The 14,361-nt window shown below is 66.0% G+C and carries 14 protein-coding genes; 10 read left to right on the top strand and 4 right to left on the bottom strand.

Features of this window, described 5'->3' with window-relative positions; translation table 11 throughout:
- Positions 1-4 precede the first annotated feature (4 nt).
- Together lptG and lptF are read right to left on the bottom strand one after the other, a co-directional pair.
- Positions 5-1,069 carry an LPS export ABC transporter permease LptG gene (lptG, locus tag BM341_RS09640; RefSeq protein ID WP_089795349.1) on the bottom strand — a complete coding sequence of 355 codons (1,065 nt, stop codon included), beginning with the start codon at positions 1,067-1,069 and terminating at the stop codon, positions 5-7.
- Complete coding sequence (gene lptF, locus BM341_RS09635) at positions 1,066-2,148, bottom strand: LPS export ABC transporter permease LptF (RefSeq protein WP_089795347.1); 1,083 nt, start codon at positions 2,146-2,148, stop codon at positions 1,066-1,068. Before lptF ends, lptG begins: the two co-directional genes overlap by 4 nt.
- A gap of 184 nt (positions 2,149-2,332) precedes the next feature.
- Between lptF and BM341_RS09630 the strand changes: the two genes are divergently transcribed.
- The 5 genes from BM341_RS09630 to BM341_RS09610 all read left to right on the top strand — a co-directional run bounded on the left by BM341_RS09630 (position 2,333) and on the right by BM341_RS09610 (position 9,196).
- A complete protein-coding gene (locus BM341_RS09630) occupies positions 2,333-3,859 on the top strand; it encodes a leucyl aminopeptidase (RefSeq protein ID WP_089795345.1) in 1,527 nt (508 codons plus the stop codon).
- Entirely contained in the window at positions 3,860-4,309 is a 450-nt protein-coding gene (locus BM341_RS09625) for a DNA polymerase III subunit chi (RefSeq protein ID WP_089795344.1), read from the top strand.
- Positions 4,310-4,438: 129 nt separating this feature from the next.
- A complete protein-coding gene (locus BM341_RS09620) occupies positions 4,439-7,300 on the top strand; it encodes a valine--tRNA ligase (protein ID WP_089795342.1) in 2,862 nt (953 codons plus the stop codon).
- 151 nt (positions 7,301-7,451) lie between these two features.
- Positions 7,452-8,018 carry a TetR/AcrR family transcriptional regulator gene (locus BM341_RS09615; protein ID WP_089795340.1) on the top strand — a complete coding sequence of 189 codons (567 nt, stop codon included), beginning with the start codon at positions 7,452-7,454 and terminating at the stop codon, positions 8,016-8,018.
- Positions 8,015-9,196: an MFS transporter gene (locus BM341_RS09610; protein ID WP_089795337.1), complete on the top strand. Its 1,182-nt coding sequence runs from the start codon at positions 8,015-8,017 to the stop codon at positions 9,194-9,196. The genes BM341_RS09615 and BM341_RS09610 overlap by 4 nt, the downstream gene beginning before the upstream one ends.
- A 111-nt stretch (positions 9,197-9,307) precedes the next feature.
- Here the strand turns inward: BM341_RS09610 and BM341_RS19790 are convergent, their stop codons facing one another.
- Positions 9,308-9,847: a winged helix-turn-helix domain-containing protein gene (locus BM341_RS19790; RefSeq protein ID WP_217646205.1), complete on the bottom strand. Its 540-nt coding sequence runs from the start codon at positions 9,845-9,847 to the stop codon at positions 9,308-9,310.
- Positions 9,848-10,425: 578 nt separating this feature from the next.
- On the opposite strand from BM341_RS19790, the gene BM341_RS09600 reads away from it, so the two are divergent.
- Both BM341_RS09600 and BM341_RS09595 read left to right on the top strand, forming a co-directional pair.
- On the top strand, positions 10,426-11,625 hold the full coding sequence (locus tag BM341_RS09600) for an MFS transporter (RefSeq protein WP_139232994.1): 1,200 nt from the start codon (positions 10,426-10,428) through the stop codon (positions 11,623-11,625).
- Between the two features lie 29 nt (positions 11,626-11,654).
- Entirely contained in the window at positions 11,655-12,110 is a 456-nt protein-coding gene (locus BM341_RS09595; RefSeq protein ID WP_139232993.1) for a hypothetical protein, read from the top strand.
- 38 nt (positions 12,111-12,148) lie between these two features.
- Here the strand turns inward: BM341_RS09595 and BM341_RS09590 are convergent, their stop codons facing one another.
- Positions 12,149-12,424 carry a metal-sensing transcriptional repressor gene (locus BM341_RS09590; protein ID WP_089795334.1) on the bottom strand — a complete coding sequence of 92 codons (276 nt, stop codon included), beginning with the start codon at positions 12,422-12,424 and terminating at the stop codon, positions 12,149-12,151.
- 130 nt (positions 12,425-12,554) lie between these two features.
- Between BM341_RS09590 and BM341_RS09585 the strand changes: the two genes are divergently transcribed.
- From BM341_RS09585 to BM341_RS19380, 3 genes are all read left to right on the top strand, one after another.
- The gene (locus BM341_RS09585; RefSeq protein WP_139232992.1) at positions 12,555-12,872 is read left to right on the top strand and encodes a hypothetical protein; all 318 of its coding nucleotides are present in this window, start codon (positions 12,555-12,557) and stop codon (positions 12,870-12,872) included.
- Between the two features lie 115 nt (positions 12,873-12,987).
- Positions 12,988-13,722: a HupE/UreJ family protein gene (locus BM341_RS09580; protein WP_089795330.1), complete on the top strand. Its 735-nt coding sequence runs from the start codon at positions 12,988-12,990 to the stop codon at positions 13,720-13,722.
- 15 nt (positions 13,723-13,737) lie between these two features.
- Positions 13,738-14,316, top strand: coding sequence for a hypothetical protein (locus BM341_RS19380; RefSeq protein WP_217646204.1), 579 nt, complete (start codon positions 13,738-13,740; stop codon positions 14,314-14,316).
- Positions 14,317-14,361 lie beyond the last annotated feature (45 nt).

Genomic DNA, 14,361 nt, shown 5'->3' with positions numbered 1-14,361 from the left:
CGGCTCAGCCGGTGCGCCGCAGCAGATAGAGCCCCAGCACCGCACAGATCAGCATCGGCGCCAGCACCGCCCAGGCCGGCGAGAAGCCGAATATGGTCGATGCCGGGGCCAGCAGGTCCTGCAGGTACTTGAAGGACAGCCCGGTGATCACGCCGTAGAACACTCGCGTGCCGGCGGCCACGGTGCGCAGCGGCCCGAACACGAACGACGCCGCCACCAGCACCAGCGAGGCCAGGGTCAGCGGCAGCAACAGCTTCTGCCAGAAATGCAGCAGCGGCGCGGAGGCCTCCTGGCCCTGGGTGCGAAGGTAGCGGGAGAGCGCCCACAGCTCGCTTGGCGCCTGGCTTTCGACCTCGCGCAGTAAGCGACCCAGCTGATCGGGCGACAGCTCGGTCTCCCAGAGCAGGGTGTCGTGGTGCTCGACCTCGGTGCTCGCCTCCTCGAAACGGGTCACGGCCGCCTCCTCGAGCTGCCATTGATCGTCTTGCCACACCGCCCGTTGCGCACTGACGGCCTCGCGCAGCTGCTGCCCCTCGAAGCGGTAACGGGTCAGATCGAGCACGGTGTCATCGGCGCGAATGGCCCCGAAACGATAGAAACTGTCGCCCTCGCGTTGCCAGCCACCGCGCTGAGTGACCACGGCGCCCTCGCCCTGCACCTGCTCCAGCCGCCAGGCGCTGGCAAACTGCTCGGTTCGCGGGCTGACGTACTCGGCGACCAGCAACAATAGTACGACGACCAGCAGTACCGGTTTCATCACGCCCCACAGGATGCGGGTCAGCGAGCGTCCGGCGGCGCGCATCACCGTCAATTCATTGCTCGAGGCCATGGTACCCAGCCCGATCAGGGCGCCGATCAGCACGCCCACCGGGGCGTATTGATAGAAGCGCCAGGGCAGGCGCATCAGTAGGTAAACAAAGACCTGGAAGGCGCCGTAGTCGCCCTCGATGTCGCCCAGGTCGTTGATGTAGGTGATCACCAGATCGAGCCCCAGCAGCACCACCTGTACCACGAGGATGGCGCCGAGCACGTGGCGCGCGATGTAGCGGTCCAGCCGGTCGGTGATCATCCGCTTATCCCCTTGCGCTGTGCATTGGCCATCATCGCCAGGCCGAGGGCCAGAAAACCGGCATGTATCGGCCACATGCCCACCGCCACCGGCAGGCTGCCGCGGCCGATGGCATCGAGGGCGGCGAGCAGCAGGCTGAGATAGGCGATATGCAGGAAGATCGCCGGCAGCAGCTTGGCGAAACGGCCCTGGCGCGGATTGACCCGAGACAGTGGCATGGCCAGCAGCGTCAGCACGAATACCATCAGCGGCATGCTCAACCGCCACTGCAGCTGTGCCTGGGCCTCCGGGTCGTCGTTATCGATCAACGCGGCGGTGGTGGCGTACTCCGGCGAGAACAGCTCGGCGCGATCCTCGGCCCGCGACAGGCGCACGGCGTAGGTGTCGAAGATCAGCCGCTCGGCCTGATGGCGGCCCGGCTCGACGCTGTAGCGCTCGCCGTCGGCCAGCACCAGAAAGCGGCTGCCCGTCTCGTCGTCGACCACCTGATAACCCTCCTCGGCGCGGGTGACCACGCTCTCGGGGGTGCCATCACGACGTTGCTGGCGTTCACTGATAAACACGCTCCGCATGCGGGTACGATCGTTATTATAGGCCTCGGTATAGGCGGTACGGCCGCCGCCGAAGTCCTGGAAGCGCCCCGGCGCCAGGGCCGAGAAATCGATCTGGCTGCGCTGATCCTCGATCATTATCTCGTTCTGCAGGGCGCCGGCCGGCGTGAGCAGCAGGCTGCACAGCCCTACCAGCACCGCCACCAGGGCGGCCGGCACCAGGCTCACCTGCAGCAGCTTCAGCGGGCTGGTCCCGCAGGCCACCAGCACGGTGATCTCGCTGTTCAGATAGAGTTGCCCGTAGGCCAGTAGAATCCCCAGGAAGAACGCCAACGGCAGGATCAGCTCAAGGAACCCGGGTAGGTGGAAGAGCATCAGGGTGCCAAGAATGCTCGCCGGGATATCGCCCTCGGCGGCATTGCTGAAGTAGCGAATGAAGCGGCTGCCCATGATTACCAGCAGCAGCACGCCGGCGACCGCCGTCATGGTCAGCAGGATCTCGCGAGTCAGGTAACGAAAGATGATCATGCAGCAGCCTTCCATGCATTCGGGCCATGCGTTGGGTACACTGAGGTGACATGGCCGAGTGCCGGCATTATCCAGATTCCCCCTTTTTTTGTAACCCTTGAGCGTTAGTAACCCTTGAGAGTTGACGCCCTTCGGGCCAGCAACTCTCGGACCGTAACCCTATCGCTTGTCATGTGGAGACACCATGGAATTCCCAGTTCGGACCGCCAACCCCGTCAAGACCGAGACGTCCTGTCTCGTGGTACCGGTGTTCAAGGACGGCGATCTGTTGCCCACCGCGGCCAAGCTCGACGACGCCACCGAGCGCCTGATCGGCCAGCTGATCGAGCGCGGCGACTTCGAGGCCAAGCTGGGCAACGTCCAGATGATCCCGTTCGCGCCGGGCATCGGTGCCGAGCGCCTGCTGCTGGTGGGTCTGGGAGAGCGCGAGAAGCACCGCGAAGGCGCCTTCCGCAAGGCGCTGGACGCCGCCTTTACCGCCCTGGCGCAACTGCCGGTGGACGATGCCGCCGTGGCCTTCACCGACGTGCCGCTGCCCGAGCGTGCCTGCCACTGGAAGGCCCGCATGGTCGCCGAGGCAGCCCATCGCGCCCTCTACCGCTTCGACGAGTTCAAGTCCGAGAAGGCGCCGCGTTCGCGTCTCGAGCAAGTGACCCTGCTGGTCAGCGAAAGCGGTGATTCCGCGGCCGCCCGAGAAGGCGCGCGCATCGGTGATGCCATCGGCGAAGGGGTCGCCTACACGCGCACTCTGGGCAACCTGCCGCCCAACGTGTGTACGCCGCGCTACCTGGCCGAGCAAGCCGAGGCACTCGGCGCGGCGTCGGACGGCGCGCTGTCGGTCGACATCCTCGATGAAGAGGCGCTGGAGCGCCTGGGTGCCAATAGCCTGCTCGCCGTGGGTCGCGGCAGTGCCGAGCCCTCACGGCTGATCGTGATGAGTTACCAAGGCGCGGAAAGCCCCGACGACGCCCCGCACGTGCTGGTGGGTAAGGGCATCACCTTCGATACCGGCGGCATCTCGCTCAAGCCCGGCGAGGCCATGGACGAGATGAAATTCGACATGTGCGGCGCCGCCAGCGTCTTGGGCACCGTCAAGTCGATACTCGCCATCAAGCCGAAGCTCAACCTGGTCTTCGTCGTTGCCTCGGCCGAGAACATGCCCGACGGACGCGCCGTCAAGCCCGGTGACATCTTGAAGACCCTCAAGGGGCTAACGGTCGAGGTGCTCAACACCGACGCCGAGGGGCGCCTGGTACTCTGCGACGCCCTGACCTACGTCGAGCGCTTCAAGCCGGCGAGCGTGGTCGATATCGCCACCCTCACCGGGGCGGCCATCGTGGCGCTTGGCCACCACGCCACCGGCCTGCTCGCCAATAACGACGACCTGGCCCTCGACCTGCTCGACGCCGGCACCACCGCCTGGGATCGCGCCTGGCACCTGCCGCTGTGGGACGAATATCAGGAACAGCTCGACTCCAACTTCGCCGATCTCGCCAATATCGGCGGCAAGCCGGCGGGTACCATCACCGCCGCCTGCTTCCTCTCGCGCTTCGCCGACCAGTTCCCCTGGGCACACCTGGACATCGCCGGCACCGCCTGGCATTCCGGCAAAGAGAAAGGCGCCACCGGCCGCCCGGTGGGGCTGCTGACCCAATACCTGCTCGACCGCGAGGAAGTGGCCCGCAGCGTGGAGAACGGCAAAGAGCTGTAAATGACCCAGGTCGATTTCTACATCCTCCCCGATACCACCCTGGAGGCGCGTCTCGGCTTCGCCTGCCGGCTGGCCGAGACAATCTATCGCAAGGGCTATCGGCTGCACCTGCACGCCGAGGACGAGGCCATGGCCCGCGACCTCGACGAGCGGCTGTGGTGTTTTCGTCCCGACGTCTACGTACCCCATGCCCTGCTCGGCAGCGACATGGCCGACAGCGTGCCGGTGACCATCGGCTTTGCAGGCCCACCGGCGCCGGATCTCAGCGTTCAGGCGATGCTCAACCTGCACCCCGGCATTCCGGAATGGTTCTCGCGCTTCGAACGGGTCGCCGAGATCATCAATCAGCATCAGGACGTGTTGACTGCCAAGCGCGAATGCTGGCAGACCTACCGCAAGCGCGGCTACCCGGTCACGCCGCACCACCTGAAGGGCCAGGCACAACGCTAGCGCAAGCGTGAGCTGCGGCTAATGCCGCGCCATGACGGCGCCCCGGCACAGAGGGTATAATCCTCTCCATTTTCGCCACCTGCCGGCGGTGCCCCGCGCGCCGCCGACACGCCAGAGCCGACCGATTCCATGGACAAGACATACCAACCCGAGCAGATCGAATCCCGCTGGTATCAGCGCTGGGAAACCGACAACCGCTTCGCCCCTTCTGGCGAGGGCGAGCCCTACTCCATCATGATCCCGCCGCCCAACGTCACCGGCAGCCTGCACATGGGCCATGCCTTCCAGGTCACCATCATGGACACGCTGATCCGCTGGCGGCGGATGCAGGGGCGCAACACCCTCTGGCAGGTTGGGGCCGACCACGCCGGCATCGCGACGCAAATGCTGGTCGAGCGCAAGATCGCCGCCGAGGAAGGCAAGACGCGCTTTGACCTGGGCCGCGACGCCTTCATCGACAAGGTGTGGGAGTGGAAGCAGGAATCCGGCGGGCATATCACCCGCCAGCTGCGCCGCATGGGCGCCAGTGTCGACTGGAGCCGCGAGCGCTTCACCATGGACGATGGCTTCTACCAGGCGGTGCAGGAAGTCTTTGTGCAGCTTTTCGACGACGACCTGATCTATCGCGGCAAGCGGCTGGTCAATTGGGACCCGACCCTGCATACCGCGATTTCCGATCTCGAAGTGGAGAACCGCGACCAGCAGGGCCAGTTCTGGCATTTCCGCTATCCGCTGGCCGACGGCGTGACCACCGACGCGGGCCTCGACCACTTGGTCGTCGCCACCACTCGCCCCGAGACCCTGCTCGGCGATAGCGGCGTTGCCGTCAACCCCGAAGACCCCCGCTATGCCTCGCTGGTCGGCAAGTTCGTGACGCTTCCCCTGGTCGGGCGGCGCATCCCCATCGTCGCCGACGAGCACGCCGACATGGACAAGGGCTCGGGCTGCGTGAAGGTCACGCCGGCCCACGATTTCAACGACTACGAGGTCGGCCGTCGCCAGACCCTGCCGTTGATCAATGTCTTCACCCAGGACGCGCGGATCCTCGAGCGCGCCGAAGCCTACGACATCCAGGGCAGAGCGCTGCCCGATATCGACCCGACCCTGCCCGCCAAGTACGCCGGGCTCGACCGCTTCGAGGCGCGCCAGCAGCTCGTCGCCGACATGGACGCTGCGGGCCTGCTCGAGCAGGTCGAGACGGTCAATAACACCCTCCCCTACGGAGACCGCTCGGGTGATGTCATCGAGCCACTGCTGACCGACCAATGGTTCGTGGCGGTGGAGAAGCTGGCTCGGCCCGCCATCGAGGCGGTGGAAAACGGCGACATCCAGTTCGTGCCCAAGAACTACGAGAACATGTACTTCGCCTGGATGCGCGACCTGCAGGACTGGTGCATCTCGCGCCAGCTGTGGTGGGGCCACCGCATCCCGGCCTGGTACGACGAGGCCGGTAACGTCTACGTGGCGCGCAGCGAAGCGGAGGCCCGCGACAAGCACGGCCTTGCCGCCGATGTGACGTTGACCCAAGACGACGACGTGCTCGACACCTGGTTCAGCTCGGGTCTTTGGACCTTCGGTACCCTGGGCTGGCCCGAGAAGACCCCGGAGCTCGACACCTTCCATCCGTCCAGCGTGCTGGTCACCGGCTTCGACATCATCTTCTTCTGGGTCGCGCGGATGATCATGCTGACTCTGAAGTTCCGCGATGAGGTGCCGTTCAAACAGGTCTACGTGCATGGCCTGGTGCGCGACGGCCAGGGCCAGAAGATGTCCAAGTCCAAGGGCAACGTGCTCGACCCCATCGACCTGATCGACGGTATCGCCCTTGAGGATCTGGTCGACAAGCGCACCGGTAGCCTGATGCAGCCGCAGAAGGCCAAGGCCATCGCCAAGGCCACCCGCGACGAGTTCGCGGGTGGCATCGAGGCCCACGGCACCGACGCACTGCGCTTCACCTTCCTCTCGCAGGCCACCACCGGGCGCGACATCAAGTTCGACATGGGTCGCCTCGATGGCTATCGCAACTTCTGCAACAAGCTATGGAACGCCTCGCGCTACGTGCTGATGAACGCCGAGGGCGAGGATTGCGGGGCCTCGCCCGAAGGTCAGGGAGGAGAGATCGAACTGTCGCTGGCCGACCGCTGGATCGTCTCGCGCCTGCAACAGACCGAGGCCCAGGTGACCAGGGCCATGGAAGAGTTCCGCTTCGACCATGCCTCGCAAGCGCTCTACGACTTCGTGTGGAACGAATACTGCGACTGGTACCTGGAGCTCTCCAAGCCGGTGATGTGGGACGACGAGGCCAGCCCCGCCGCCAAGCGCGGCACCCGCCGTACCTTGGTGCGCGTGCTCGAGGCGATCCTGCGCCTGGCCCACCCGATGATGCCGTTCATCTCCGAGGAGATCTGGCAGCGCGTCGCCCCCCTGGCCGGCAAGGCGACAGGCGAAGGCAGCGAATCGATCATGAATCAACCCTGGCCGCTGGCCGAGGAGGCGAAGGTCGACGCGGCGGCCACGCGCGATATTGAGTGGGTGAAAGACGTCATCGTCGCGGTGCGCAATATTCGCGCCGAGATGAACCTCGCCCCGGGCAAGCCGCTGGATGTGCTGCTGACCAAGGGCAGCCCGGGCGATCGCGAACGCCTCGAGGCCAACCGGCCGTTCGTCGCCAAGCTGGCCAAGCTGGAGCGCATCGAGTGGCTCGAGGACCCCGAACAGGCGCCGCTCTCGGCCACGCAGCTGGTCGGCGAGATGGAAGTGCTGGTGCCCATGGCCGACCTGATCGACAAGGACGCCGAACTCGCCCGCCTCGCCAAGGAGATCGACAAGCAGGACAGGCTGATCGGCGGTATCGAGAAGAAGCTCGGCAACGAGAGCTTCGTCGCCAAGGCCCCCGAAGCCGTGGTCGAGAAGGAACGCGGCAAGCTGGCGGATTTCCATGCCGCGCGCACGCTGCTCGTCGAGCAGCGCGACAAGATCGCCGCACTGTAGCCAGCAGCCTACGGCTCTTTCCTGCCGTCCTCGATGCCAACGGCCCGCCGATGCGGGCCGTTGGCGTTTCGTGCTGGCCAGAATGGCATCGCGCTTGACATCGTTGGTGTCTCGTATTTATATAGAACGGTCTATATAGGAATAATCACCCATGCCAGCCTCCAAGCGCGACCAGCTGCTCGCCACGGCCGAGCGGCTCTTTTATGAACAGGGTTTTCACGCCACCGGCATCGACCGCATCGTGGCGGCTGCCGGGGTGGTGCGCATGACGCTCTACAACCACTTCGCCTCCAAGGAGGCCCTGGTGGCGGCAGTCCTGGCGGCCCGCCATGAGCGCTTCATCGCCAGCCTGGAGGCGGCAGTCGCCGCGGCATCGCCGGGCCAGGCGACCCGCGCTCTGGTCGATGCGCACGGCGATTGGCTGGAACGCTACAGCCAGCATGGCTGCATCATGGCCAAGGCGATGGGAGAGTTCGAAGAGCATAGCCCCGAGATCCACGCCCTGGCGGCGGCGGCCAAGACCGACCTGCTGGCGCGCCTGGAAGCCGCCGTGGCACGCGACGGGCTGGGCCAGCCCGCCGGTCTGGCGCGACGCGTCTTCATGGTGCTGGAAGGCAGCAATACGGCAGTGGCTCTGATGGGCGCGCAAACGGCCCTGGCCGACACGCGTGCGGTAGTCGACACCCTGCTCGCCACCGCCCGGAGCGAGACCCGATGAAGCCGCTCTCCCCCCTCGGCATGGCGGCCCTCGGCAGCGGGGTCATTGCCATCACCTACGGCCTGGCCCGCTTCGTGTTCGGACTCTTCTTGCCTGCGATGCGCGACGAGCTGACGATCACCCCGACCATGGCGGGGGTGATCGGCGCCCTGCCGTTCCTGAGTTTCGTCTTCGCGATCCTCGCCGCCACCTGGGTGATACGCCGCCTCGGGGTGCGTCGCACGGGAGTCGCGGCCGCCGGCCTGGCCGTGATCGGGCTAGTGACGATTGCCCTGGCACCCTCGTCGTGGCTGCTGGCCCTCGGCGTGCTGATCTGCGGCATCAGCACCGGGCTGTCCTCGCCGGTCATGGCGGAGGCGGTCCACCGGGTCGTGCCGACCTGGGTGATGCGCGGGCGGGTCAACGCCACCATCAATGCGGGCACCAGCCTGGGGATCGCGATCGCCATGCCGGCGGTGCTGATCTGGGCGGAGGCCTGGCGCAGCGCCTACCTCGGGTTCGCCGCCCTGGCGGCCCTGGGCGCCCTGGCGGCCTTCTGCTATCTGCCGCGGGATGGCCAACGCTCCTCCTCACAGCCTCGCCCGGCTGCCCTGGCGGCGAGCCGGGCGCAGTGGTTCGGGATCGCCCGACTGAGCGGCCTGGCCGTCGGCATGGGGGGCGTGAGTGCGGCCTACTGGGTGTTCGCCCCCGATGCGGTGATCAATGCCGGGGAACTCGCGCCGCGCCAGACCGCCTGGATGTGGCTGGCCGTCGGCGTCGGGGGGCTGGCGGGCGCCGGCGCCGGTGACCTCATCACGCGCCTCGGGCCGTCCCCCAGCCATGTGGTCGGCCTGGTGGTGATGTCTTTCAGCCTCGCGCTGCTGGCGCTCGATCCGGGAAACTTTGCCCTCGCGCTGGTGTCGGCGGCCCTGTTCGGCGCCGGGTACATGACGCTCAGCGGCTTCTACCTGGTCAGGAGTACCCAGATCATGACCGAGGCGCCCTCCTTCGCCCCGGTGCTCCCGCTGCTCGCCACCTCGGTCGGCCAGATTGCCGGCTCTCCACTGGCCGGCTGGCTGGTCGGGGCCGAAGGCCATGTCACCGCCTTCATGTTCTTCGCCGCCTCGGGCCTCGCGGTCGCGGGGCTGGGAGCGTGGTTACTGAGAGCGCGAGGCACCGTCGATTGGCACGCCCGTTGATAGGTGCGTTTCTTTACGCTCGTGCGCTGGCCTCCAAGGCGGCCACAGCGATTAGAGCTGTTTCACTCTGACCGGCCATAGCCGCAGTGACGGATGTAGCGCTCACACTCGTCAGTTGGAAACTGCTCGAGGCATACGCCAGTCGCCGCCCACAGCGTGTCGATGGTGCGGGCAGCCGTCTGGCGCAACAGCGCCTTCAGCTTCGCAAAGACTTGCTCGATGGGGTTGTCGTCGGGCTATACGCCGGTAGATAACGCAAAGAAATGTGGTGGTCTTCCCATGGCCATACGGAAGGGCCGCGACACAGCGTTGTCCCCGCGGCGAACGCCCCCGATGGTGGCTCATCTGCGTCGTGGCCCACGTCTCATCGAGAAAGACCCGCCGCGGGGTATCAAGGTGAGGTTGCTCAGCCGCCCAGACGTGCCTCGCCTGAGCGACGTCGGCGCTTTGCTGCTCGGCTGCGTGGAGCGTTTTTTTCCAGGTGAGGCCGAGTCGGCCCAACGTCTTCCACAGGGTCGTCACGCTCACCCGACGACCATGCTCCCTCTCGACCCACTGGCAGAGCTGGGCCAGGGTCTGTCGGGGACGGCGGCCACTTGCCCCGCCAAAGCGCTTTCCTGCCCCTGGAGCCGGAGGGGAACATGGTTGCACTGGGCACCGGCCGTCACGCCCCGACGCTGTCGGGCCCGCACCCGGGCCACGTAGGAGACACTCACGCCATAGCGGGTAGCCACCTCATGGAGTAAGCCCTCCGCCGCCATGACCCGATCACGCAAATCTTGCCCATACGCTTGTCCGCACCGCCAGCGCATCGTTGCATCCTCAAGTGAGCCTTGCCACAAGGGACTTCATTGATGAGCTTGGCAGCGGATCTTGGGCGCTTCCAGTTATTCAGTCAGCGTAAATCTGCTCTAAAGCAGCGATCAACATGGCCACCCGAGCTCGACACAGTCACCGGGCGGTGGCTGCTGACCTTCCGGCCGATCCGGGTACCAGATCCGGCATTCGCCGGGAGGCGGCCGCCCGGCACAGGAACTTCATACCCCTCTCCTTAGTGACGTGCCCGATAGGACTCTAACGCTCCCGGCATGATGCGCGAAGTCGCCCCGACTTGCCCTACGTCAATTGTCCTCTTAGCTGGTAGGTTCTAGGCTATTTATATCCCCCCTGGGAGGATATGAGTCTACATACCTGGTGGCCACGGGTCACTGCGCCTCAAGAGGGACTGTATGGAACTGTTTCGGGATCGGCGCTATCGCCATCTGTTTTCCGCACAGGTCATCGCCCTGATCGGCACCGGCCTGACCACGGTCGGCCTGGCGCTGCTGGCCAGCGAACTGGCCGGGGAGCGCGCCGGTGTAGTGCTGGGTACTGCGCTGGCCATCAAGATGGTCGCCTATGTGGGCCTCGCGCCGGTGGTCGGCGCCTATGCCACCCGGCTGCCGCGGCGCGCCTTGCTGGTCACCCTCGACCTGCTGCGCGCCGCGGTGGTGGTGAGCCTGCCGTTCGTGACAGAGGTGTGGCAGATCTACCTGCTGATCTTCCTGCTCAACGCCTGCTCGGCGGGCTTCACGCCGGTCTTCCAGGCCACGATTCCCGATATCTTCGAGGATGAGCGGCGCTACACCCGGGCGCTCTCCCTGTCACGCCTGGCCTATGACCTGGAGAACCTGCTGAGCCCATTGCTCGCCGCGCTGCTGCTGCTGCTGGTGATCTCCTTCAACCTGCTGTTCGTGCTGAATGCGACGGCCTTCCTGCTCTCGGCGCTGCTTGTGGTCAGCGTGTCGCTGCCTTCGCCGCATCCGCAGCCGACCGGCGGCGGGGTCTGGGCCAGGCTGACCCGGGGCATCAATCACTATTTGGGCACCGCGCGGCTGCGCGGCCTGCTGGCTCTCAACATGGCGGTGGCCGCGGCCGGCGCCATGCAGATCGTCAATACCGTGGTCTATGTGCGTCACGCGCTAGGCATGGGGGAGACTCAGGTGGCCATCGCCTTCGCGGCGGCGGGCGGCGGCTCGATGGTCGTCGCCCTCACCCTGCCCAAGCTGCTGGAGCGCCTGGACCAGCGCCCGGTGATGCTGGCGGGTGGCCTGCTGATGAGTGCCAGCCTGTTGGCGGGGCTGATGGCGCCCGGCTTCGTGGCGTTGTTGCTGCTGTGGTTCATGCTGGGCGCCGGGGCCTCGATGGTGATGACCCCCACCGGCCGGCTGCTCAAGCAGTCCTGCGAGGCAGAGGAGCGCCCGGCGCTGTTCGCCGCCCAGTTCTCGCTCTCCCACGCCTGCTGGCTGGTGGCCTATCCGCTGGCCGGCTGGCTGGGCAGCGCTCTGGGCATGATGACCGCCTTCACGGTCCTGGCCATCCTGGCCCTGGCCGCCACCCTGCTGGCCGCACGCCTGTGGCCGGCGGAAACGACAGAAGCATGCGCCTGAGCATGCCGTCATACCGAGGAGAGAAACCGATGACACCCTTTGTCATGAAAACGACGCTGATCGTTGCCACCCTGGCCCTGCTGGCGGGCAGTGCCCAGGCCCAGGAGGGTACCGCTGAAGGCCTGGTGGCGGGTATGGAGCGGGCCGACATGACCTATCGCGAGCTGATGGAGGTCATGGGCGGCGCCTCCGGCCTGATGCACGAAGGTATCCTGCGGCAGAACCCTCAGATGGTGAAGAGCGGGGCCAATATCATTCTCACCCACCCGGCACCGAGCCACGATCCCTGGGCCATCATGGCCGAGGAGGACCAGGCCGGCTTCAAGTCCAGCCTGGTCGCCTTCGACAAGCTGCTGGATGAGTATTCCGAGAGCACCGCCGCCGCCGCCTCGGAGAGGGATTGGCCCGCCGCCAGCCAGGCCCTGCAGGAGCTGAATACCGCCTGTGTCAGCTGTCATGCCATGTGGAAGGACAAGGTGAAGTAGCGGCAACGGTCAACCCACGCCACTAAGATACAGGGGTACTACAGATAGCGGACGATGGCCTTGAACTCCTCGATATGGGCCTGCTGGGCCTGGGTGCTGTCGCCGATAGCCTCGTCCAGGCAGTGGTCGATGTGATCCTGCACCAGAGTCCGCTTGGCCTGCTGGATGGCCCTCTCCACGGCATGCAGCTGCTGGGCGATGTCCAGGCAGGGGCGCCCTTCCTCGATCATCCGGGTGACGCTTTGCAGGTGGCCTCCGGCGCGGTTGAGCCGCTTGATGATCTCGGGGTGGCTCTCGTGAGTATGTGGTGGCATGTTTAGGCTCCCTGTCGTTGTTCCTACCCCCTCGGGAGGATGTTAGGCTCTTGCCGACAGCCTGCCAATGCCGCCCGTTGCGGCCCGGTACCTGCGCCCCGGTTTTCCCTGCCATCCTGGTTGGGTATTCATGCTTCTCCGGCTGCGCCATCTCCTTGGCTACCTGCTTCTTCTGCTGCTGTTCCTGCCCGGCCTGGTGCTGACCAGTGCCGGGGAGTCGCGTGCCCATGGGACGCTGAGCGCGGCAGCGAGCGAGGCGGCACACCAGGAGTCAGAGGTCGACCGCCATGGTCATGCCCATGACCACGTGGACGACAGGGAGCAAGGGGACGGTCGCCATCTGCATCACGAGATTGGCAGCCACTTCCACGAGACGGCGGACTGTCTCGCGGCAGGCGTGAGTCTGGCACCGCGCTTCCGTGACGCCCTGCGGATCGGCGGCCGGTAAGGCGTTCCGCTGCGCCGTGTCTATCGCCTGGAGCGCCCTCCACGGCCGGTCATCGCTTGATGACCGGGGCCGTCCACCGGACGGTCGACACCCAAGGCAGACCCGTGGAGGTTTCATGTTCCCATCCCGAATGGGGGAGGCGTTCGGCGTGCCTGACAAGGCCCGACGCCATGCCCTGACACTGCTCATGCTGCTGGTGATGCTCCTGGGAGCCAGCGGTGATGCCCTTGCCCATGCCGTCGCCGAAGGCGACAAAGGCTACATCCAGGAGATCTATGACGTTCACTTGATCTCGTTCGTTTACCTCGGCGCCAAGCATATGGTGCCGGGGTACGACCACATCCTGTTTCTGCTGGGGGTGATCTTCTTCCTCTACCGGATGCAGCACATCGCCCTCTACGTCAGCCTCTTCGCCATCGGTCACTCCACGACCATGCTGCTGGGGGTGGTCTTCAACATCGGCATCAACAGCTATCTCATTGATGCCATCATCGGCCTCTCCGTCGTCTACAAGGCGCTGGACAACCTCGGCGCCTACCAGCGCTGGTTTGGCGTTCAGCCCAATACCAAGGCGGCGACGCTGGTCTTCGGCTTCTTCCACGGCTTCGGGCTGTCGAGCAAGATCATCGAGCACGAAATCGCCTCGGCCGGCCTGGTCCCCAACCTGCTGGCGTTCAACGTCGGGGTGGAGATCGGCCAGCTGCTAGCCCTGAGTACCATCCTGATCGTCATGGGCTTCTGGCGGCGTACCGCCGGATTCCTGCGCCACGCCTATACCGCCAACGTCGCCATGATGTGCGCCGGTTTCATGCTGGTCGGTTACCAGCTCGCCGGCTATTTCGTCGCCTGATCTAGGGACTCCACGATGTACAACACTGATCTTCCCACCCGGGCCGAGCTGCCCTCGACCGGCAAGCTGATCCGTTCCACCCTGGTGGCCGCCGTGGTGGTCGCCGCCTTGCTGGTGACCGTGGTGCTGCCCGCGGAGTACGCCATCGACCCCACCGGCGCCGGGCGCCTGCTGGGCCTGACCGAGATGGGGGAAATCAAGCAGCAGCTGGCCGAGGAGGCCGAACTCGACCGGGAGGTTTCACAGGCCGCCGACGAGGCGTCGCCGGTCGTCACAGCGCCGGCGCCCCAGGCCTCGGCAGGTAGCCAAGCCACCGCCGACACCTCGCCCCAGGCAACCCCAGAGCAACCAGCGACCGCCTCAACCTCGAGCGACGAGGCTGACCCGACGGCCGCTTCCGCGCCCGCCCAGGATGAACCGCAACCCGAGGCCAGCCAGACGGTGGCTGAAGTCTCCTCGTCCCAGGAAGAGACCTCGGAAGCGACCGAGGAAGCGGCCACCTGGCGTGATGAGGTGAGCTTCACCCTAACCCCGGGCGAGGGCACCGAGTACAAACTGACCATGGAGGAAGGTGCCGTCGCGACGTTCGCCTAGTTGTCCATGGAGGGCAGACCAACTTCGACACCTATGGCGACGGGA

The sequence above is a fragment of the Halomonas korlensis genome, assembly GCF_900116705.1.
Classification (GTDB): domain Bacteria; phylum Pseudomonadota; class Gammaproteobacteria; order Pseudomonadales; family Halomonadaceae; genus Halomonas; species Halomonas korlensis.
This window is presented reverse-complemented; position numbering and strand designations above follow the sequence as displayed.